This window comes from Nostoc sp. JL23, assembly GCF_017115065.1.
Lineage (GTDB): Bacteria > Cyanobacteriota > Cyanobacteriia > Cyanobacteriales > Nostocaceae > Nostoc > Nostoc punctiforme_A.
In genome coordinates this window covers 1-20670 of record NZ_JABXKN010000037.1, presented here as the reverse complement: position 1 = coordinate 20670, position 20670 = coordinate 1, and the positions used below count along the sequence as shown (strand labels likewise).

Genomic DNA, 20670 nt, shown 5'->3' with positions numbered 1-20670 from the left:
CGCTCCTAACTGCTAACTCTCAGGTATGCTTTAGTGTGACTAGTGGCGATGAGATACTACGGCGGGCTGCGCCTACGTACTTACAAAATTAGCTGCAAGTTCATTAAACTAAGCAGCTACATAATTATCAACAATTAAAAATTAAAAATCAAAAAAAATTCTGATTTTTAATTTTTAATTTCTCTCCCTTGAGGATTAATTCGTAGTTTGTGCAGCTAGCATCTGCTTCAGCTTTTCTAATTCCGAAGCCCAACGGGGATCTGGACGAATAGCGTCTGAATCGGTGGTTGTAGTGCTGCTTTCGCGAGAACCTCCGCCACCGCCGCCACGACGAGGCTTCTTAGAGCTTTTCTCACGACGGCTACCTTCTCTGGTGGGGCTAGGAGTTGGGGTACTATTACTAGCAAGAGTAACTGGTTTAGGAGCTTGCTCGTCGCCCTCTTCACCCTTTGTCCGAGGTAATGCCTTCTCTAGCTTAATGGGAGTGTCTTTGAACATCTGACCATTATACTTTTCAATAATTTCGTCAGCTTGTTCGTCATTGTTGACTGTAAGAAAACCGAAACCACGGCATTTGCCAGTTTTGCGGTCTTTAATTAATTTAGTAGTTACAGCATCACCTTCTGCTGCAAAAACGGCTTGCAGATCTTGACGATCTATTTCATCTTTAGGCAAATTACCTATATATAGGCGAACGGACATGAACTATACCTCCAGAGTTGAATGAACATGGCAAGGCAAGAAAACAATCACTTAGCTTTGGCTTTTAAATAGATGCTATTGACCAAGACTGCCATAAACCAATTTTTTTGCTCGAAACTGTCAACCTATACAACAATACAGTTTTTCGTCGGGATCAAGCTTGTTTAATCCAAAGGCTCACACTATGGTGAGCTAATAACACCTTAATTCTAAGAATTGTAAATTTAATAGCCTATTGCCTGCTAAAGTACACGCTTTCTTCTATGCCCTTTTTCGCAGAATCAAATACCATTCCTTACATTACCACGGTATTTTCTACGTAGCTAGTTTAGCGCATATCTTTTCGGCATTAGTATTACTGCATCGTAACATAAAACACATTTTTTTATTCAAGTGAGCATATTTTGAAACAAAAACCAGCCACTGGCTGGTTAATTTGCTGCTGTGTTGGGAGGATAAAAAGGTATAGAGAGGGGAAAAAGCACCTAAATTCATAACTAAGCGGTGATGCTGAGTTATGTCGGTTGCTATTGTTTGTGTAAATAAATGTAACACTTGTTAAGAAAACCTGCAACTTTTGTTTAGATTCCAATTTGTCCTTTGTCCTTTGTCCTTTGCTAATGACCAATGACCAATGACTAATGACTAAACTAATGACTAATGACTAACCAGTGAGAAAGACGTATGCGCCCCAAGCCTGTGCTGCAACAGCTAAAAAAGTAGACCAAATGGGATGAGGGCTATGAATGGTTTTACCACTTTGAGTTTCTAGGGTTTGGATATCGATCCAAGGTGTTGCTCCTCGCCGGAACCAACCTGTGACGATAATTTGCCGACCGATTAGATCCTGGTGATTGACTGACTGTCCTAGCCAAGAAATGTGGTGTAATTTTATCAAACCCGCGCTGGATTGCAAGATTAAATCTTGCGCTAGGGTGTTACTAGTACCTTGACGACCTAATAATTTACCCACAAGACACACGCTGACGCTATCAATAGGTAAGGCAGAAGGGTCAGCTAACAGGTTAGGTAAGCTGTCGTCAGTTTGCACGGTAGCAGGTTTTATATCGGGAAAAAAAGAATTAATCCGCATCACAGTACCGATGCTAAAGCCAATCAGAAGGCAGCCTGTAATAAAAGACCAATCTTCATATATCCACTTTAGATTTAAAAACTTGAGTGTAAATGCTAGTTGCCAGGTTAGCCAAACTAAAGCTGCAAACAGAACCCCTAAAGGAATTCCCAACCAGGGAGCGACTTGTAATAGAAAAGACTGACGCTTAACCTTTGATGGAACGCTAGCAAAATGTAGTTCGGTGTCTAGATGCCAGTGACGGGCTATTTGGCAGAGGCGTTCGATGCGATCGCCCATTAAAGGATGGCTATTATTAATCGTAAACCATCGGCGATAGGGATTGGCAGTATCCCACTTCAAAAAGGATTCAAAAGATAGATTACTGGTAATAGTACCCAAAGATAAACTCTGTTGGTAGCTGACTGGTGTTAAAAGATTTAAGCTTTCTAGTTGCCAACTGGTGTGTTCTTGTTTTTGGATATCAGCGGCAATGCCAATGGCGATTTTGAGTAAAGCGCGAATCAGAGCATTGGGATTACCAGTAATTTCAGCGGCGACGCGATCGCTATAATAAAGCCGCAACCGCGACAACCACAATCCAGTTCCAGTCAGCAAACACCAAACTCCATAAATTAGACTCGCCAGAATTGTCACTGGCCAGCGCCAAATTTTTGCTGATATTTTGTCTCCCAACTCCGACACTTGCTGATATAGCTTATGAGTTGGTAGTGTCACCAGCAGCAACAAAGACATTACAGCAAAATCCCAGTGAGCAATATGCCCTAGTTGCGTGGCGTAAATAATGGCGATTTCATCATCTGCCAGCTGCTCTAATAGCCCTTGACTGACAACAATCCTGGCATTACGTGGTAAACTACCATAAGTCAGAATAATTGGTGCAGCCGTTGGTAAAATCCGCAGTTTGGGTAACGGCCAGTGCCGCTGTTGGCAACAACGTTGTAGCACTCGAACAGCTTCGCGGCTATGGGTATTCAATACATCTTTCGGAAATTCTCGCTGACCATACAAGTTCGCCAATAGCAGATCCAGCAACCAAGGTGATACTCCGATTAAAATCACCAATGCGATCAGCAACAGTTGAGTAGGATCGTGGTATAAAAGCTGTATTGGCTCCAGATAAGGTAGTTTGACTAAAGTCTGGTTGATGAATCCCAATGCTAACTTGAGGATTTCTCGGATCACCCAAAACAGGGCGATGAATGTTCCTACTGACAGTAGCCGCAAGGGAATTAATTTTGGTTTACGTAGTGGTTGCCATGCTCTAGCGCGTTGTGCTTGTCGCCAATAAATAACGCCGAATAATTTGGCTTGGGTGCGGGTAACAGAACCCATGAAACCGTGTAGGGGCGCAGGCAGTGGTGGTGGTGGCGGTGTGGCTAATGTAGCTTTGAGTCTAGCTAGTGGCACCATCGGCGGGATGTCGTCGCTTTTGGTTTCTATGACTTGATCGTTCGGCTTTTCCTCTAATGTAGAAGTTTCCGGGGGAGTAACTGGGGTTGAATCTGGTGTTGAATCTGGGGTTGAATTCTCAAAAGCAACAAATCCAGTTTCGACTTTTTTTGATTCTTGCTCGGTTTTTTTACGTTTTGTCAGGTGTTCGAGAGCGCGTGTTGCCCACTCTTGAACTTGCGGATTGTTACTCTCAATGAGATTCTGGGAAATAGCGATCGCTTTGGGAACTTCGCCAGTGCGAGCATAAGCCATCACTAAACCAACCTGGGCTTGTAAGCTAGCAGTACCATTATTTTGGCTGCTAGCAATAGGTTCTAGTTGAGCGATCGCGGTTTGGTAATTTCCCTGTTTGAGGGCAACTAAACCAGCCTCCAAAGACGGTTTGGCATGTGAAGGCATACAAATTCTGGCACTCCAATCTCTTCTAAATGATCCACGTTTGTGCGAAAGCGCGAACCTCGGATGCCGTGGAAATCAACCGCGCTCAAGTTTTGTTTGTCAAGTGAACGATAAAGGTTGAATAAAGGTGTCAGTCGTCAGAATTCAGTTGAGTCCTGGATTCTGAATTCTGTATTCTTCTTCATTCGTCCACTGGTTGTTGACTAGAAAATACTGGAGCGATCGCGCTTAATTTTAACTCTGGATGGTCGCCCAATAACTGTTGACAATTCCATTCATTGCGGAATAGCAACACTGGTCGTCCCATACTGTCTTTAACTGTAGTGGTATTGAATATTCGTCCCACTTTTTCTAATGCTTCCCAACCACCCTCAACCCAACGGGCGACACTGTAGGGCAATAAATCTAATATGGTTTCTACACCATACTCATTTTGTAAGCGAAACTGTACTACTTCGAATTGCAACTGACCCACCGCCGCCAAAATTGGATCGCGCTTGGCTTCATCAATTGAATACATAATTTGCACAGCACCTTCTTCTCGCAATTCCGCAACGCCTTTTTGGAATTGTTTAGACTTCGAGGGGTTGGGATTCCTCAGAGATGCGAACAGTTCCGGCGAGAAATACGGAATCCCCTCATATTCGAGCTTTTGTCCCGTGTAAATTGTATCCCCGATCGCAAAAACACCGGGATTATTCAAACCAATCACATCGCCAGGATAAGCCACATCAATCGATTCTCGCTCTTGAGCAAAGAGTTTTTGCGGGCGAGATAGACGGATGAGTTTACCAATGCGAGCGTGATTCACCATCATATCTTTTTCAAACTTACCAGTGCAAACCCGGATAAATGCGACGCGATCGCGGTGCTTCGGGTCCATATTCGCTTGCAGTTTAAAGACAAACCCCGAAAACTCTGGGTATGTAGGGGGAACTTCGCCAACACTGCTGATATGAGAACCGGGTTTGAGGGCATAGTCGAGGAAATACTTCAGGAATAACTCTACCCCGAAGTTGGTCATGGCACTACCAAAGAACACAGGTGTCATTTTGCCTTCGTGTACCAACTGCAAATCTAGTTCTGGCCCAACTCCTTCTAGCAGTTCTAAATCATTTTTCAGTTGGTAGTACAGGCTTTGTTCTAGCTTCTCTTCTATTCTTGGATCGCCTAATTCGACTATCGTATCACGGGCTTCTCGGCTACCGTGGGCGCTGCGTTCAAACAGGTGTATTTGTTGCTTGTGTCGATCAAAAACTCCTTTAAAGCGATCGCCCATACCAATTGGCCAGTTTACCGCATAGGTTTGCAATCCCAATTCTTGCTCAATTTCATCCAACAGTTCCAGAGGTTCCCTTCCTGGGCGATCGAGCTTGTTGATAAAAGTAAAAATTGGGATACCGCGCAACTTACACACTTCAAACAATTTGCGGGTTTGGGGTTCCAAACCTTTTGCCGCATCAATCAGCATTACTGCATTATCGGCGGCGGCGAGAGTGCGATAAGTATCTTCACTGAAGTCTTGGTGTCCGGGAGTGTCTAATAGATTGATTTGACAATTCCGGTATTCAAATTGCAACACTGTGGAAGTAATAGAAATACCCCGTTGTTGTTCCATCGCCATCCAGTCAGAAGTAGCCTTTCGCTGTGCCCGTCGCGCTTTGACTGCCCCAGCTTCGTGAATTGCACCCCCGTACAGGAGTAGCTTTTCAGTTAGTGTAGTTTTACCTGCATCGGGGTGAGATATAATCGCAAAGTTGCGGCGAAGTTCAACTGCTTGAATAAGTTCAGACTGAAGTTCAGTAGACATAAATGTATTTGTTTGTTAGCTAGCTTAATTTTTTTTGACTCTGGCAAGTCTTTTAATCTTAAGACAACGATGCTCATGATAGGGTCGTAGTATAACGAACAATCTGACTAAATAGGAGAAAGCAATGTACGACACAGACAAGCGAAAGCTTCTATCTGCCTTGTCTCATGGAGCGATTTTTTTCAGCACGACGTTAATATCTGTAGGTATACCTATCGCCATACTGTTTGTATCTGACGATCCTGTTGTTAAAGAAAACGCCAAAGAATCGATCAATTTCCACTTTAATGTCTGGCTTTACGGAGGAATTCTGGGAGCGTTGTTTTTTCTATTCGGTTGGTTAGTATTACCTCTATTATTGCTGGGGCCACTAGCCGGTCTGGGATATCTATTGCACTGGGGATTAACAATTTGGGCACTCATTGGAGTTTTCAGCAATCCTGATATACCCTTCCGTTATCCTTATATTTTCCGAGTTTTTTAGCATAGATTATGGCTATGGGCATTGGTAATTGTCAGTTATTTGCTACCAAATACAAATTTAATTAATTTGTAGCGAATTCTCTGCGTGCCTCTGCGTTTACCTCTGCGCCACTACCCTGCGGGAAGGCGTACCACTTAGTGGAAGCAAGCTACGCGTAGCGTCTCGTAGAGAAGGGCCTATGCGTTTAAATTTCAACCCTCAATTCCCCAAAATTTTGCTAACAGACAATTTTATCATTATTGAATTTTGAATTGCTTCATAATGTTGTTTTTTTTCCAGTCCGTCGGATAGGTGCAACCAAGCTGTAGAATACAAAATTGCCCCACAACTTGATTAAGAGTAGGGCAAAGGACAGTTAAGCACTGTTTTTAGTCTGTCTGACGGCAGGAAAATTTTAGCCTGCTTTTGTGACGCTTTGTTTTGTGTCTATCTGCGTTGTTTCTCTTCATAAAATTTTATGTTTCCTATACATCGCCCCCGTCGTCTGCGTACTCATCCTCAACTGCGCCGGATGGTTCGTGAAACTGTTTTAACAACAAGCGATTTAATCTACCCACTATTTGCTGTGCCGGGTGAGGGAATTGCTAATGAGGTGAAATCGATGCCCGGAGTCTACCAACTTTCGGTAGATAAAATCGTTGAAGAAGCAAAAGAAGTTTACGACTTAGGAATTCCTTCTATTATTTTATTTGGTATTCCGGCTGATAAAGATGTCGATGCCACTGGTGCTTGGCATGATTGCGGAATTGTCCAAAAAGCGGCGACGGCGGTAAAAGCAGCAGTGCCAGATTTGATTGTAATTGCTGATACTTGTTTATGTGAGTATACTAGCCACGGTCATTGTGGTTATCTGCAAGTTGGTGATTTAACAGGACGAGTTTTAAATGACCCAACTCTGGAATTGTTGAAGAAAACAGCGGTTTCTCAAGCAAAAGCCGGTGCCGATATCATCGCGCCTTCTGGGATGATGGATGGTTTTGTCCAGGCAATTCGTCAGGGTTTGGATGAAGCAGGATTTCAAGATACGCCGATTTTATCTTATGCTGCTAAGTATGCTTCGGGTTATTATGGCCCATTTCGGGATGCAGCAGACTCGACACCACAATTTGGGGACAGAAGAACTTACCAAATGGACCCAGGTAACGCCCGCGAAGCGATTAAAGAGATTGAATTAGATATCGCTGAAGGTGCTGATATGCTCATGGTTAAGCCAGCCTTGGCATATATGGATATTATTTGGCGGGTGAAGGAAGCGAGTAACTTACCAGTTGCAGCTTACAATGTTTCTGGTGAGTATGCGATGGTGAAAGCTGCGGCTCTCAATGGTTGGATTGATGAAGAGCGAGTGGTTTTGGAAACTTTAACTGGGTTTAAACGCGCTGGTGCAGATTTGATTTTGACTTATCATGCCAAAGATGCGGCGCGATGGTTAAAGTAGGCTAGGCATATTAGATACTAATTTAGGGGGAAATCTCACGCAGAGGCGCGAAGACGCATAGTTGTGTTTTGGTGTTTGGGCGTGAGATTCTTTGTATTTTGGGTTTGGCTGGTGCGAAATTCAAACAAAATTTAACTAATCGGCGTTATAACTGTCATACGTGTATTACAAGGATGATAAAAGTTATGCTTAGTGTCAGGCTGGATGAAGAAACAGAAAGGCAGCTAGCCGATATTTTAGCTCACGAGCAAACGGAAAAAAGTGAATTGATCAGACGCTTGATTACTGAACGCTGGCTAACCTTACAAGCGGGTAAAACTTTGGTAGAGAGGCGGGGTGGACACCCTGAACATCTGCTACAAGATGCACCAAGGGATTTATCGGAACGCTCAAACCGTAAGAAAGCGATCGCTCAATATCTCAACAAGCGGCATTCATGACCTATTATCCGCTTATACTCGCAGATAGCGGGTTTTTGTTTGCGTACTACAGCGCTAGAGATCAGTATCACCAACTGGTGCGTCGTTTTTTTGAAAACTGTACTTCTAGGCTGGTGACTACGCCCATTTATATTGCAGAAGTGGTGTGGTTGCTCAACTTTGATTGGCGTACACAAAACGAGTTTCTTCTAGATGTTGCGAAACAACTCTATGAGTGTGAGCAAATATTGCCACAAGATTTTTCGCGCATTGCTGAGTTGAATACTCAGTACAGAGATTTACCAGGGGATTTTGCAGATTTATCCTTGATTGTCATTTTGGAACGCTTAGATATTGCTGCCATAGCTACTTTAGACAGTGATTTTGATATTTATCGGCGTTATCGGAAAAAACCTTTTGAGCGGGTGTTTTAGGGATGCGATCGCTACTTAATGATAATTTTTTCACCGGACACCACTAGCTAAGATTCCTAAAATTTTATTGACATCTTTAAGATAATATTCACTTAAATCAATCTGGATAGATTGACCTTCTAATTTTAAAAATTGCCAAATACTTCCAGTGGTGACAGTTCCATAAATTATCAAATTTTCATTACCTGCTCGTTCGTTAAATATTCTTGCTGCTAACATTTCGGCTACACATTGTCCTAAACCAGCAGGAATGTTTTCTTTTTTAGCTTCCACAATAATAATAACTGGTGCAGTGATAATTAGTCTTTCTGGAGAACGGGTAATTAGAAAATCACAAATTCCATTTAAACCTTGTGCCGGATCAACATTGAATTCAACACCAGAGAATAAATTTATCTGGTCATTTAATTGTCGTCTCAAATCTAGTAAAATTGGAGAAATAATCATCTCAGAGCGAGCTTTTTCACTATTACTGGCAATAGCTATAGGTGAATTATATTGAAGAATTTCTTTTAATAACTCACTGCATTCTATATCAGCTGTATTAGCAAAAATCTCAGTTCTTTCAATAGTATTTATTTGAAAGTTCTGTTTGACTTTCTCTAAAGTGAAATCACTATATGGCATATCAGGAAACGTTTTCACGCAATAAAGTCTTACCAGGAACACCACCCCATAATAACGCTGAGATTCAAAGATTGACATCCAGAATAACTCTCTTTACTTCTAATTTGAATAAAGCCTGCATCTAATAAGAGTTTTTCAGCTTCTGTTGCAGTAATACGTGGCAGTTTAGGCAACTTTCACCTCCAAGGTTATTGTGAATATTTCCTTGTTATAGGACTCCGATTTGATTTCTGAAAACATACTGAGACTGAAAAGCCGGTTTTACCAGGGTTTTATCTGAAATCTTGTTCAGAAATCAGATATGAGTCCTATATGAAGCGCCTGTTTTTCTGAATTTGACAAGGTTTCTATATAAATATTGTCCAGGAGCAGCAAGAAGTACTGTTACATGATTGTGATACTACAGGTGGTTCTTCTGGTGGACCAATCATCGGTTTAGTTGGAGGTGAACCACATATTATGGCTCTGAATAATGCTGAAATTACGGACGCTGCTACAAATCGAGGGATAATTAACCTGGCAGTAAAAATTGATTTTTTGGATCGTTTGTTTGCTAAAAATTAATTTTTAGTGAATTTGTGGGTTATGACTGCGCCTAACCCAGATCCCCGACTTCTTGCCAGAAGTCGGGGATCTATCTTGATAAGCCTCGTTTGCCAAAGGAGGAGGCGATCGCTGATAAAATTTGGAGAGCTTAAGCTTGCTTTCGTAGTCTTTCTAAATTCTGTTGATGTAACTCTGGGAAGTTTTCTAAATCATCTATTGACTGCGGTGCAGGATAGATTATAGCGTCTTCAGAGGTGAATCTATCTAAATAAGTTTCAAAGGCTTGATCATCTTCTCTATGCTCAAGGATATATTGACGCAATTGGGCACGGGGCATTGTCATAAAATCTGGTTTACTCATACATATCTCCACTTCCCGTCTAGGTAAATTATAATTTCATTTTCTTCACCGGCGAGAATTACAACATTTTTTGTTCGTTCATCGATTCGCACTAAAAACACAGGTAAATACATTTTAGTAGCCCAAAAACTTAAGATAAACAACGTTTTCAATTGTTCTACAGTAGGCATATTTAAATTATTGCTACAACAAATTTTTACTCTAGTAGAGTACGGCGTAAATAAACCACCCATTCCAAACTAATGAAACGCTTACGCTGTATTAATTTTGAATTTTGAATTCCGCCTTGCGGTACTAGTGTGATTGGAGTAATTTAGTATCTTTCAATCGGAAACTACTGGGTAATTATTATACCTAATTAGCGGTTTTTTTACATAGATAAATCAGCCGCATTTGCTAGAGTGTCAGGCGATCACTCATAAAACATCTAAAATCGAAATTAACTAGCTTTGATATAGTTATGGCAATTACTCGCTCTATGTTTGGGGCAGTTCGTTTAAAAAACCCAATCTCTAACTAGTGCGATCGCTCACTGTATTTGCGACAGCAGCACGATAAAATTCTAAAACCATAATCGTACTAAAAGGTCTAAATGGCAGAAACACTATTCTTCAACGCCTTACGGGAAGCCATTGATGAAGAAATGGCGCGTGATTCCAGCGTATTCGTTCTCGGTGAAGATGTTGGACACTACGGCGGTTCCTATAAAGTTACCAAAGACCTGTACCAAAAATATGGCGAACTCCGCATTCTAGACACCCCCATTGCTGAAAATAGCTTTACTGGGATGGCTGTGGGAGCCGCAATGACTGGGTTACGTCCGATCATTGAAGGCATGAACATGGGCTTTTTACTGCTCGCCTTCAACCAAATATCCAACAACGCTGGGATGCTCCGCTATACTTCTGGCGGTAACTTTAAAATTCCGATGGTAATTCGCGGACCTGGAGGTGTGGGACGGCAGCTAGGCGCAGAACATTCCCAGCGCCTAGAAACTTACTTCCAAGCTGTGCCAGGGTTGAAAATTGTTGCCTGCTCCACACCAAGAAACGCTAAAGGACTGCTGAAATCCGCTATCCGCGATGATAATCCAGTATTGTTCTTTGAACACGTTTTGCTTTACAACTTGAAAGAAGATTTACCAGAAGAAGAATATTTACTACCACTAGATAAAGCAGAAATTGTGCGTGAGGGGAAAGATGTCACAATTATCACTTATTCCCGAATGCGGCATCATGTGCTACAAGCGGTAAAAACTCTTGAAAAACAAGGATACGATCCAGAAGTTATCGATTTAATATCCCTCAAACCATTAGATTTTGATACCATTGGTGCATCAATACGTAAAACCCATAAAGTCATTGTTGTGGAAGAATCGATGCGCACTGCGGGTATTGGAGCAGAAGTCATCGCTTCAATAAACGATCGCTTATTCGATGAATTGGATGCGCCAGTACTCCGCCTTTCTTCCCAAGATATTCCCACACCTTACAACGGCAATCTGGAACGACTAACAATCATCCAACCAGAGCAAATCGTAGAAGCTGTGGAAAAAATGGTGGCGTTACGAGTTTAAAAGTTAGGAGTTAAAAGTTAGGAGTGAGGAGTTAAGAATTCAATATTGAATTTACAACTCCTAACTTCTAACTCTCAACTACTAACTCCTAACTCTCAACTCCTAACTCATAACTCCTCAAAAGAGCGCTATTATAGCGTTTGTCAGTTGCGAGTTATGGTATGCAAAGACAGCGATCGCTATTAGTTTTGATTTTAGTCCTGATAATCGCCGCTATTACGGTGATTGCCACAATTCCGATACCCCTTGGGCTGGACTTGCGCGGAGGTTCACAGCTCACAATTCAGGTGAAACCATCAGCCGATATTCCCAAAATCACCGAACGAGAATTGGAAGGTGTGAAAAAAGTTGTCGAAGGCCGGATTAATGGTTTAGGCGTTTCTGAGCCAGTAATCCAAACAGTCGGCGCAGATAAAATACTGGTGCAACTACCAGGAGTCAACGATCCAGAGCAAGCTGAACGGGTGCTAGGGGGTACAGCACAGTTAGAATTTCGTACCCAAAAGGCGAATACAGAAACTCAACTGCTTGCTTTTCAAGCATCAAGAGCCGAATTGAAATTTAAGCAAGAAGAATTAAGAAAGAGTACCGACAAAGCGGCAATTGTCAAGAATCAAGAAGACTTACAAAAAAATAATCAAGCGATCGCAGAATTGTTTGAAAGCACCGATCCACCGCTAATTGGCAAATACCTCAAGGATGCCTATGGTGAACCCACTCAAGGTAACAACTGGAATGTTGCCATTCGCTTCGACCAAAAGGGTGGTGAACTGTTTGCCAATTTGACGAAAAACCTCGCCGGTACTGGGCGTAGCATTGGTGTTTTTCTGGACAATGAACTGATCAGCGCTCCCACCGTGGGTATAGAATTTGCCGCTACTGGCATTACTGGTGGTTCTGCCGTGATTACAGGACGTTTTACCGCCCAGCAAGCCAATGACTTAGGCGTGCAGTTACGCGGTGGTGCATTACCCGTACCAGTAGAAATCGCAGAAAGACGGACAGTCGGAGCAACCTTGGGTAAAGATAGCATTCAAAGTAGTATTTATGCTGGAGTCGGTGGTTTGACTTTAGTATTAATATTCATGGTGGTTTACTATCGACTACCAGGATTGATTGCGGATGTATCACTAGTGATCTACTCCCTCTTAACTTGGGCAACCTTTGCTTTGTTGGGCGTTACCCTGACTTTGCCAGGAATTGCTGGTTTTATTCTCAGTATTGGGATGGCAGTTGATGCCAATGTGCTAATTTTTGAACGGACGCGGGAAGAATTGCGGGCGGGTAAATCTCTGTATCGTTCCGTGGAATCTGGTTTTTACCGAGCATTTTCTAGTATTTTAGATAGCAACGTCACTACATGGATTGCTTGCGCTGCCCTGTTTTGGCTAGGGTCTGGTTTAGTTAAAGGCTTTGCTCTAACCTTAGCTTTGGGGGTAGCTGTGAGTATGTTTACCGCAATTACCTGTAGTCGGACATTGCTATTTTTGGCAATTTCAATTCACTCCTTGCGGAAGACAGAACTTTTCTGTCCAAACCTGCCAGCATCAAATAAGGCAGAGGTGACTCAATGAAACTAAGTATTAATAAATCGCGATCGCTTTGGTGGAGTATTTCTGCTGCTATCATCATCGCTGGTATCATCTCAATGGTGATTTCTTGGCAACAACCCAATATTCGTTCCCCCTTACGCCCCGGTTTAGATTTTATCGGTGGTACGCGGTTGCAGTTTGTCCGAGATTGCACCAAACCCGGTAACTGCGACAAACCAATTGATATCAACGCTGTTCGGGAAGTAGCAAAAGCACAGGGACTAGGTGATAGCAGTATCCAACTTGTCTCAGAAAATGGTGTAGAAAATGGTGTACTAATTCGGTCAAAAGATTTGGGTGTTGATCAGCGTACCAAATTACAAAACGCTTTGAGCGAAGAAATCGGCGTTTTTGACCCACAAAAGAACCAGATTGACTCTGTTGGCCCCACCTTGGGAAAAGAACTGTTTACATCTGGGATGTTAGCTCTGATAGTTTCCTTCATCGGTATTACTATCTACATGAGTTTCCGCTTCCAGTTAGATTATGCTGTGTTTGCAATCGTTGCCCTATTTCACGATATCTTGATTACAGTAGGGTCTTTTTCATTTTTGGGTTTGGTAGCAGGCATCGAAGTAGATAGCCTTTTTATCGTCGCCTTACTTACGATCACAGGTTTTTCAGTCAACGACACAGTAGTGATTTACGATCGCATTCGGGAAACCCTTAAAATCCATCCCGAACAGCCGATTGCCGAAATTGTAGATGATGCGGTTAACCAAACATTGACCAGATCGATCAACACTACCTTAACCGTATTACTGACATTATCTGCAATCTTTCTATTTGGCGGGGAAACACTGAAATACTTTTCCCTTGCTTTGATTATTGGCTTCACAATGGGAGCTTATTCGAGTATTTTCATCGCCAGTACTCTTCTAACTTGGTGGCGAGAGCGTAAAGGGGAATCCCAGGTGTTAGACAACCCTGATTCGATTGATACATCTCCCAGTTCCCAGGATAGTTAAACTTGTGTATATTTCACAATTGGGTGAAAGCATTTTGAATTGCTCACCCACGCCTTGCACTCTTATTCCCCTATGGATCAACCGGAAGAACGATTAAATAGTGTCCCAGACTTGGAGAAATCTGACCCATCGTTTGCTCAACAAGTACAAAGGCTACATCAGCTAACAGTATATGGCAGGTGGCTATTTGTGGGCTGTTTATGGCTGACCATTGCGCCTGTCTCCTTGTGGGGTCTACGTGGAGAAATTGCTCTGTGGCAACAATATTTTACCTGGGTAGCAGTGAGATTTGGATTATTCTACCATCCGCTGTCTACCTTCGGTCTAGCTTTTTGTTTTGGAATGACTGCCGCTGTTTTAGTTTGGCAAAGTCGGAATATTCTACTCGGACTACCACAGCAGGAAAAACAACGTTTAGAAAAACAAGTTTATCGGATACGTCAACAGGGAGCAACTCATCCTCTATGGAAGTGGGTTTGTCATTAAATTTTCTTTCTCTACACGTACAGCAATTTATAGCAAAATATGACTTAACCATACTAGACATCTGTTGAAAAAGAATGTAGAGACTTAGCAGTGCTAAGTCTCTACAAGATTTCTGGATCATGCATATTTAATTTCACCAAATGTCTGCTCAAAGATACTGCCAAAAGTGGATGCCATACATGAACGATCTTCAGATTAAATTTAGCGATCGCAAGTCTGAAATTGACCTTTACCAACTCCAAGAACTGTTAAACGTTTCCGCTTTCTGGGCAAAGGGACGCAGTATTGAGGATTTAGGTATAGCTATTGCCAATAGTGAGCCAGTGATTTCTGTTTGCGATCGCGATCGACTTATTGGCTTTGCAAGAGCAACATCTGATGGCATCTATCGCGCCACAATTTGGGATGTTGTGATTCATCCAGAGTATCAACATAGTGGCTTGGGAAGCAATTTAGTAGAAACTGTTTTGAGACATCCCCGCATGAAGTGGGTTGAGCGTATTTACCTAATGACTACTCACCACCAAGGTTTCTACGAAAAGATTGGTTTTCAAACCAACAGCACCACTACTATGGTGCTACACAATCAAGCTAACCATGCTTTCATTTCTGCTACAGAAGTTCAGCTTCAGGAATCACTAGGGGGATAGAGATTTGTAGTCTGGTAAGCTGTTGAAGTGGTTCCTTCACAATGGTCAAAGGCAATATTTCTAACTTTCCTCCCATAACTTCCACCAGAGTCTGATTGATTAATAGCCTCATTCCTGGAGAAAGAACAGCGTTTTTTTGGTCAATCTGAGTCAACCGATCTTCAAATTTGAGCAAATCAATCGGCTCGCTTTGGGGTACAGCATGGGTTGGTAAATCTAGCCAAATGTTTACAAAATTGTTTGTAGGTAAAGTGCTACTGGAAATACAAATGCTGCCTTCCTCCATCTGAGTAATGGCAGTGTCTATTAAACTTATCAATACTTGGCGGAGCCAGAGGTAATCTGTCAAAACATAAATTTCTGGTTCGGTGGGTAATAATTGCAAGGGAAAATTGCGATTTGCCGCCAGCATATAAGTTAAGCCATGAACCTCATCTAAAATTTCGGCTAAGGGTCTGGGCTGAATATCTAATTTATTGGTGCCATGTTCAGCTCTTGCAACGTTGAGAATTTCATCCATGAGCTTCAGCAACTTCAGCGTTCGCTCGTGAGCTTGGGCAATAAATTCTCGCTCTTCAGCTGGATTTTCACACAAATCTGACAAAATTAACTGATGTAAGCCAATCAAACCATTAAAAGGCGATCGCAATTCATGGGTAGTCCGCGCCAAAAAACCAGCTTTAAACTGGCTCATTTCCCTTGCCATCAGGTATGCCAGCTGTGTTTGCTGTAGCTGTTGTGATATTAGTGACATATCCTGTTGAGCTAATGGCGCTACTGGGGATGAGCTAGATGAAACATTTGGCGATGCCTGCTTTGGGCGTAGCCATCGCCCAAATATCTGACGGAAAACTATACCTAGTGCTATTCCTGCTCCTAGATATATCCAGTTGCTCCAATTCATATCTGGCAATTATTAATTTGCTAATTAAGTACAACAGCGCAAACTAAAGTTTCAGATTTCTCTGTTGTTAAGACCACGAAAACAACATTATAGCTACCTATACTTGGTTATCACTCGAAATCTCTAACTCGATCGCACCTTGTCGCAAAATTTGCCAATTTATCCCTGTCCATTTCGCAACGGTGGAAGGTACACCCATCCCTGGTATTTCACCCTGGTATTCTGTCGTTGCTAAAGTCAAAATCTGGGGAAACTGAGTCTCAATTTCTGTCATTGTTTGCAAAGGTGGCTGACCAGAAAAATTGGCGCTAGTGGTGGCAAGAGGGCCTGTTTGCGCCAAAATAGTTTGAGCGATCGCACTGTTTGGTACTCGAATCCCAATTGTTGTTGGATCGATGGGATTCATAACTTTTGGTAAGCGTTCACTCGCTGGCAAAACTAATGTCAGTCCTCCTGGCCAATATTTATCTGCTAATTTTTGCCAAACTTTATATTCATTCTCACTACCCTTGACATACGGCCACAAATCTTCAGCACTAGCTGCCATCAAAATCAAAGGTTTGTCTTGACTGCGTTGCTTCGCTGCAAAAATTAATGCTGCTTCTTCTGGTATCGCTGCAAGTGCAGGAACAGTATCGGTGGGAAAGCTCACCAACAAGCCAGCGCGTGCACCAGCTATCAGGTCTGTGAGGGAAACTTGCGTCATCTTACTAAGTAAGTCGGCGAGAATAATTCAATATATATAAAGAAATATAACTTTTAAATAACTTCCCAAAAAATTATCTATCTTGTGGGGTGAGTATCCTTGCCCACCGTGAATATGGGACGGGTGTCCTCACCCGTCCCAATAGCACAGCAATTCAGTTACTCGCTTAAATGTTGTGAGAGAGATGTGATCGTGGGGTAATCCCAAATTACCCTTAAATCTTAGATGCAACTCTGATACACAGATGCTCTCCCCCATTAAAAAAATCCTTACTTTAACATCTATCAAAAGTTAGAAATAATTTAAAGCGCTTAAAATTGATATCTACTGAAGTTATTAATAATAATTTTCTATTAATCTTCGCTTGCTAAATTGTAGATGTTGTCATTATATTTAAGTCTATAGGCGAGAATAAATCAAATTACAAAAATTGCTTGTAGTAAGCTTTAAAGCGCTTAAGCGCTTTAAAGCTTACTACAAGTTTTTAATTATTTATGCTCACCTACTTAAGCGTTAAGAAGTACTAAAAACCTTACAATCATTCGTAAGAATTTAAATTTAGCCGGAATTGAGGGATGAAGCTATACTTCATCCCTGGAGTGCGATCGATTCGCTTATTGATAATTTTTCAATACTTGTGTGTGTTGTTTGACTCGATATTGAACGTTTAATTCTGTTAAACAGAGTCTGTTTTAGCAGTCACTGAACTTTCTTGGCAATAATGCGTAGTTTGGAAAAATTAGGGAGTGTATAAACATGACGACTACTGACGTAATTTCTAACCAATACAAACAAAAATTTGAATTTATCAATTTTAGAAATGGCAGAATTTTTGATTTTTCAGTATTGCTGATTTGCTGCTTAAGTTTTGGATTTAGCTGGATTGAATCAATTCTTAATTATGATAGCCATCATTGGGGATTTATGTATGTACAAGCTCTCGATCTAAAAAGAGGTTTAATTCCTTATAAAGAAACATTCCCTGCTTATGGAATTATGACAACTTGGATTCAGAGTCTTTCTCTAACTTTATTTGGAGAGAGGTTGATATCTATAGGTATAGCTACTGGTATATTTTATTCATTCAGTCTTTTTTTGTCATATCAACTCTTTTTAAAATTTCTGCCGAAATATGCAGCATTTTTTTCAACTCTTTTAATCTTTCTTTTAAATGGATATATTGTATTTCCCTGGTCAAATTACTTCTGCTATACATTTTTTTTATTGTCATTTTTAATGTTTTTTAGTAAAAAAAATAATAAAAATGTGTTTGGATCGGGACTATTCTTAGGATTCTCTTTATTATGTAGATATACATCATTTCAAGCTATATTACCTCCCTTTGTATTCTTTTTTATTTACGAAATTATTTTTCAAAAGAATACTAAAAAAACTACTAATTCAAGACTTTTATTTTTTGGTTTGGGGTTCCTATTTCCGATCTTATTATTTTTATTATTTTTATTCTCTAATAGTCTTCTGGATGACTTTTGGATTCAGAATCAAATTATGACGTTACAATCTAAACATGAATTAACAATTTCAAACTTTTTACTAAACTTATTTAAATCAATATTTATTACATTTGTAGATGATGTACATGACTCTAGAATGATTTTCTTTACAATCATCTTTTGTTGGAATTTTGTAACACTATTTTATTTCTTAAAAAAATTGTTTTTGAATAAAAATTTAGCTCCAAATGAAGCGATTGTAATGGAATTTTGTCTAGTTACTCTTTTTGGATACTTAAATGCAATTCACTCATATGATTTTTTTAGACTAATCAATGGTTCATCCCTCGGCGTAGGAGTCATTATTTATTCCGTTATTCAAACATCTCAACGGCTTAGTCGCAAGATTAAAATAATTATACTTTTACCATTAATTTCTATTTGTTTTATTTTGGCAAATAGTCTTATCTTCTCAGCCTCACCAACAAGCGCTGTTTATACTCCTTGGAGATTAGATATAAACCTCTTACAGAGATTATTAGGCAAGCTAAGGTACGGTTACTTAGGATGCACTTTGAAAGTAGTGTTGGTCATATTGGCGGTAACTTGTCATCACTAGATTTAGTAATGGTTTTATACCACAAAGTTTTGAACGAAGGTGATGCATTTGTTCTCTCTAAAGGTCATGCTGCTGGAGCACTCTATGTTACATTATGGTCTTTAGGGCACTTGAGTGATGAAGATCTACAAAAGTTTCATCAAGATGGCACAAAGCTAAGTGGACATCCCCCTGCCGGTTGGATACCTGAAATTATTTTTGCTACAGGAAGTTTAGGTCATGGCTTGTCTTTATCCAATGGATTAGCTCTAGCAAAGAAGCTAAAGAGTGAATCAGGGAGGATCTTTTGTCTACTGTCAGATGGTGAATGGAATGAAGGTTCTAATTGGGAAGCTCTAATTTTTGCAGTGCATCAAAAGCTGCATCAATTAATAATGATTATTGACTGTAATGGGTTACAAGGCTTTGGGACTACGCAAGAAGTAGCTAATTTAGAGCCATTGGCAGACAAGTTTCGTGCTTTTGGTTGTGCTGTAACTGAGATTAATGGTCATAATCTAGATGCGATTGTAGAAGCTTTTTCATCTACTCCCAACAAGCCTCACGTCATTATTGCTCATACCAAAAAGGGGAATGGTGTTTCCTTTATGGAGAACAAGATGGAGTGGCACTATCTACCAATGACTTCAGTGCAGTATCAACAGGCGCTAAAAGAGGTAGGGATATGAGAAACATCTTTTGTGAAACCCTTGTCAAGTGTGCGACTAATCCTAAGTTAGTATTTCTCAGTGGTGACTTGGGATACAAAGCTCTAGAACCTTTACAAGAGAGTTTGGGCGAACGTTTTATCAATGCAGGTGTAGCAGAACAAAATATGGTATCTGCGGCTGCGGGTTTAGCTCAAGAAGGTTTTCAACCTTGGGTTTATAGTATTGCTCCCTTTGTTTATGCCCGACCTTTTGAGCAAATCCGTAATGATGTCTGTATGCATGATCTCCCTGTGCGGCTGGTTGGTAATGGAGGTGGTTATGGCTATGGAGTTATGGGAGCAACACATCATGCACTTGAAGACTATGGAACTATGCTCTGTCTGAGCAATATGCATGTCTTTGTGCCGGCTTTTGCCGCAGAGGTTCCAGAAATTATCAATCAGCTTACTAACTTTGAGCATCCTGCTTATTTACGCCTCGGTAGGTGTGAAAAGCCAAAGGATTTAGAGCTTCCGAAGTATTCTTCATGGCGGCGATTGATGAGGGGTAAAGGAGCCACGATTTTAGTCGTTGGTCCCTTAGCTGGAAGTATCCTTGAGGCGGCGAAGCAATTGAGTGAGTGCGATCGTCCAGACATCTGGGTTTTAACTGAATTGCCAATAGAGGCGGCTAAAATCCCAAAAGATTTCCTTGATGACTTACAGAAATCACGTCATTTGTTCGTAGTTGAAGAACATGTGGCTCAGGGAAGTGTTGGTCAGATAATTGCCCATTGTCTTTTGAAGATGAATTGTGCACCACCGCAGTTTACGCACCGCCATGCTTTGGGGTATATATCTGGACTTTATGGCTCTCAGAATTTTCATCGTCAAGAATGTGGCTTAGATGCTGCGAACCTTGTTAGAGAGTTGAAGAGAAATACAAGATTAAGCTATCCAGCCAGAGGTGGGTTAAAACTGACCTCTGGTTAGGAGGTTAAAACATGACAGAACGTCTGATTTCAATTGTTCTTCGTCCTCTGGTACCAGTGCGATCGTGCTTCTTCCCAGGCTGTCTTTACATACATGATCTGGCATTAATTGGAGGTGCTTTGTACGCCAATACCGTTGGGGAGAATGTGGTTGTACGCCTAGACGACGATGGTTGCTCTCATCGCGTTTGGTGGCCATTGCTCAGAGTGGTGTTGAGCAAATGATTGCCCAGGGTGTCTCTTAGGGACTTCCAGAAAATAAACTATTCCACCAACAGTAATGATAATCATTTTAAAGGGGGGATGAAGGGGCTGCCGACGGCAGCC

Annotated in this window: 20 protein-coding genes; 13 read left to right on the top strand and 7 right to left on the bottom strand. The window is 41.2% G+C overall.

All coding sequences use genetic code 11. The annotated features are described in order from the left end of the window. Window positions 1–195: 195 nt before the first annotated feature. The 3 genes from HWQ42_RS07595 to prfC form a co-directional block, all read right to left on the bottom strand. Window positions 196–702, bottom strand: coding sequence for an RNA-binding protein (locus HWQ42_RS07595; protein WP_292810698.1), 507 nt, complete (start codon window positions 700–702; stop codon window positions 196–198). A gap of 664 nt (window positions 703–1366) precedes the next feature. Next, entirely contained in the window at window positions 1367–3649 is a 2283-nt protein-coding gene (locus HWQ42_RS07590) for a M48 family metalloprotease (RefSeq protein WP_292810696.1), read from the bottom strand. 181 nt (window positions 3650–3830) lie between these two features. After that, window positions 3831–5459, bottom strand: coding sequence for a peptide chain release factor 3 (gene prfC / locus HWQ42_RS07585; protein WP_292740211.1), 1629 nt, complete (start codon window positions 5457–5459; stop codon window positions 3831–3833). A gap of 124 nt (window positions 5460–5583) precedes the next feature. On the opposite strand from prfC, the gene HWQ42_RS07580 reads away from it, so the two are divergent. The 4 genes from HWQ42_RS07580 (at window position 5584) to HWQ42_RS07565 (ending at window position 8234) form a co-directional block, all read left to right on the top strand. Further along, a complete protein-coding gene (locus HWQ42_RS07580) occupies window positions 5584–5943 on the top strand; it encodes a DUF4870 domain-containing protein (RefSeq protein WP_292810694.1) in 360 nt (119 codons plus the stop codon). A 457-nt stretch (window positions 5944–6400) separates the two neighbouring features. After that, window positions 6401–7381: a porphobilinogen synthase gene (gene hemB, locus HWQ42_RS07575; RefSeq protein ID WP_292740208.1), complete on the top strand. Its 981-nt coding sequence runs from the start codon at window positions 6401–6403 to the stop codon at window positions 7379–7381. A 185-nt stretch (window positions 7382–7566) separates the two neighbouring features. After that, window positions 7567–7821, top strand: coding sequence for a hypothetical protein (locus tag HWQ42_RS07570; protein WP_292740206.1), 255 nt, complete (start codon window positions 7567–7569; stop codon window positions 7819–7821). Next, the gene (locus HWQ42_RS07565; RefSeq protein ID WP_292810692.1) at window positions 7818–8234 is read left to right on the top strand and encodes a PIN domain-containing protein; all 417 of its coding nucleotides are present in this window, start codon (window positions 7818–7820) and stop codon (window positions 8232–8234) included. Before HWQ42_RS07570 ends, HWQ42_RS07565 begins: the two co-directional genes overlap by 4 nt. 30 nt (window positions 8235–8264) lie before the next feature. On the opposite strand, the gene HWQ42_RS07560 is transcribed toward HWQ42_RS07565, so the two are convergent. Together HWQ42_RS07560 and HWQ42_RS07555 are read right to left on the bottom strand one after the other, a co-directional pair. After that, complete coding sequence (locus HWQ42_RS07560; protein ID WP_292810787.1) at window positions 8265–8861, bottom strand: hypothetical protein; 597 nt, start codon at window positions 8859–8861, stop codon at window positions 8265–8267. 694 nt (window positions 8862–9555) lie between these two features. Then, window positions 9556–9768: a hypothetical protein gene (locus HWQ42_RS07555; RefSeq protein WP_292740201.1), complete on the bottom strand. Its 213-nt coding sequence runs from the start codon at window positions 9766–9768 to the stop codon at window positions 9556–9558. A 592-nt stretch (window positions 9769–10360) separates the two neighbouring features. Between HWQ42_RS07555 and HWQ42_RS07550 the strand changes: the two genes are divergently transcribed. From HWQ42_RS07550 to HWQ42_RS07530, 5 genes are all read left to right on the top strand, one after another. After that, window positions 10361–11344, top strand: coding sequence for an alpha-ketoacid dehydrogenase subunit beta (locus tag HWQ42_RS07550; RefSeq protein ID WP_099100369.1), 984 nt, complete (start codon window positions 10361–10363; stop codon window positions 11342–11344). A gap of 161 nt (window positions 11345–11505) precedes the next feature. Then, window positions 11506–12918, top strand: a complete 1413-nt coding sequence (secD, locus tag HWQ42_RS07545) for a protein translocase subunit SecD (RefSeq protein WP_099100380.1) — start codon at window positions 11506–11508, stop codon at window positions 12916–12918. After that, window positions 12915–13904 (top strand): protein translocase subunit SecF, encoded by a 990-nt coding sequence (gene secF, locus HWQ42_RS07540; protein ID WP_292810689.1) that lies wholly within the window; start codon window positions 12915–12917, stop codon window positions 13902–13904. The genes secD and secF overlap by 4 nt, the downstream gene beginning before the upstream one ends. A 72-nt stretch (window positions 13905–13976) precedes the next feature. Beyond that, window positions 13977–14390 (top strand): hypothetical protein, encoded by a 414-nt coding sequence (locus HWQ42_RS07535; RefSeq protein ID WP_292810687.1) that lies wholly within the window; start codon window positions 13977–13979, stop codon window positions 14388–14390. A 179-nt stretch (window positions 14391–14569) separates the two neighbouring features. Further along, window positions 14570–15040, top strand: a complete 471-nt coding sequence (locus tag HWQ42_RS07530; protein ID WP_292810685.1) for a GNAT family N-acetyltransferase — start codon at window positions 14570–14572, stop codon at window positions 15038–15040. Here HWQ42_RS07530 and HWQ42_RS07525 read toward each other — a convergent pair. Together HWQ42_RS07525 and HWQ42_RS07520 are read right to left on the bottom strand one after the other, a co-directional pair. Next, window positions 15003–15944, bottom strand: a complete 942-nt coding sequence (locus HWQ42_RS07525) for a HAMP domain-containing sensor histidine kinase (protein WP_292810683.1) — start codon at window positions 15942–15944, stop codon at window positions 15003–15005. The two genes, HWQ42_RS07530 and HWQ42_RS07525, sit on opposite strands and share 38 nt — an antisense overlap. A gap of 97 nt (window positions 15945–16041) precedes the next feature. After that, complete coding sequence (locus HWQ42_RS07520) at window positions 16042–16650, bottom strand: L-threonylcarbamoyladenylate synthase (protein WP_292810681.1); 609 nt, start codon at window positions 16648–16650, stop codon at window positions 16042–16044. Between the two features lie 756 nt (window positions 16651–17406). On the opposite strand from HWQ42_RS07520, the gene HWQ42_RS07515 reads away from it, so the two are divergent. From HWQ42_RS07515 to HWQ42_RS07500, 4 genes are read left to right on the top strand one after another with little or no spacing between them, the layout of a single operon-like run. Then, window positions 17407–18723, top strand: coding sequence for a glycosyltransferase family 39 protein (locus HWQ42_RS07515; protein WP_292810679.1), 1317 nt, complete (start codon window positions 17407–17409; stop codon window positions 18721–18723). Then, the gene (locus HWQ42_RS07510) at window positions 18672–19391 is read left to right on the top strand and encodes a transketolase (protein WP_292810676.1); all 720 of its coding nucleotides are present in this window, start codon (window positions 18672–18674) and stop codon (window positions 19389–19391) included. Before HWQ42_RS07515 ends, HWQ42_RS07510 begins: the two co-directional genes overlap by 52 nt. Then, a complete protein-coding gene (locus tag HWQ42_RS07505) occupies window positions 19388–20344 on the top strand; it encodes a hypothetical protein (protein ID WP_292810674.1) in 957 nt (318 codons plus the stop codon). Before HWQ42_RS07510 ends, HWQ42_RS07505 begins: the two co-directional genes overlap by 4 nt. A gap of 11 nt (window positions 20345–20355) precedes the next feature. Continuing rightward, entirely contained in the window at window positions 20356–20568 is a 213-nt protein-coding gene (locus HWQ42_RS07500) for a hypothetical protein (protein WP_292740184.1), read from the top strand. Window positions 20569–20670: the final 102 nt, after the last annotated feature.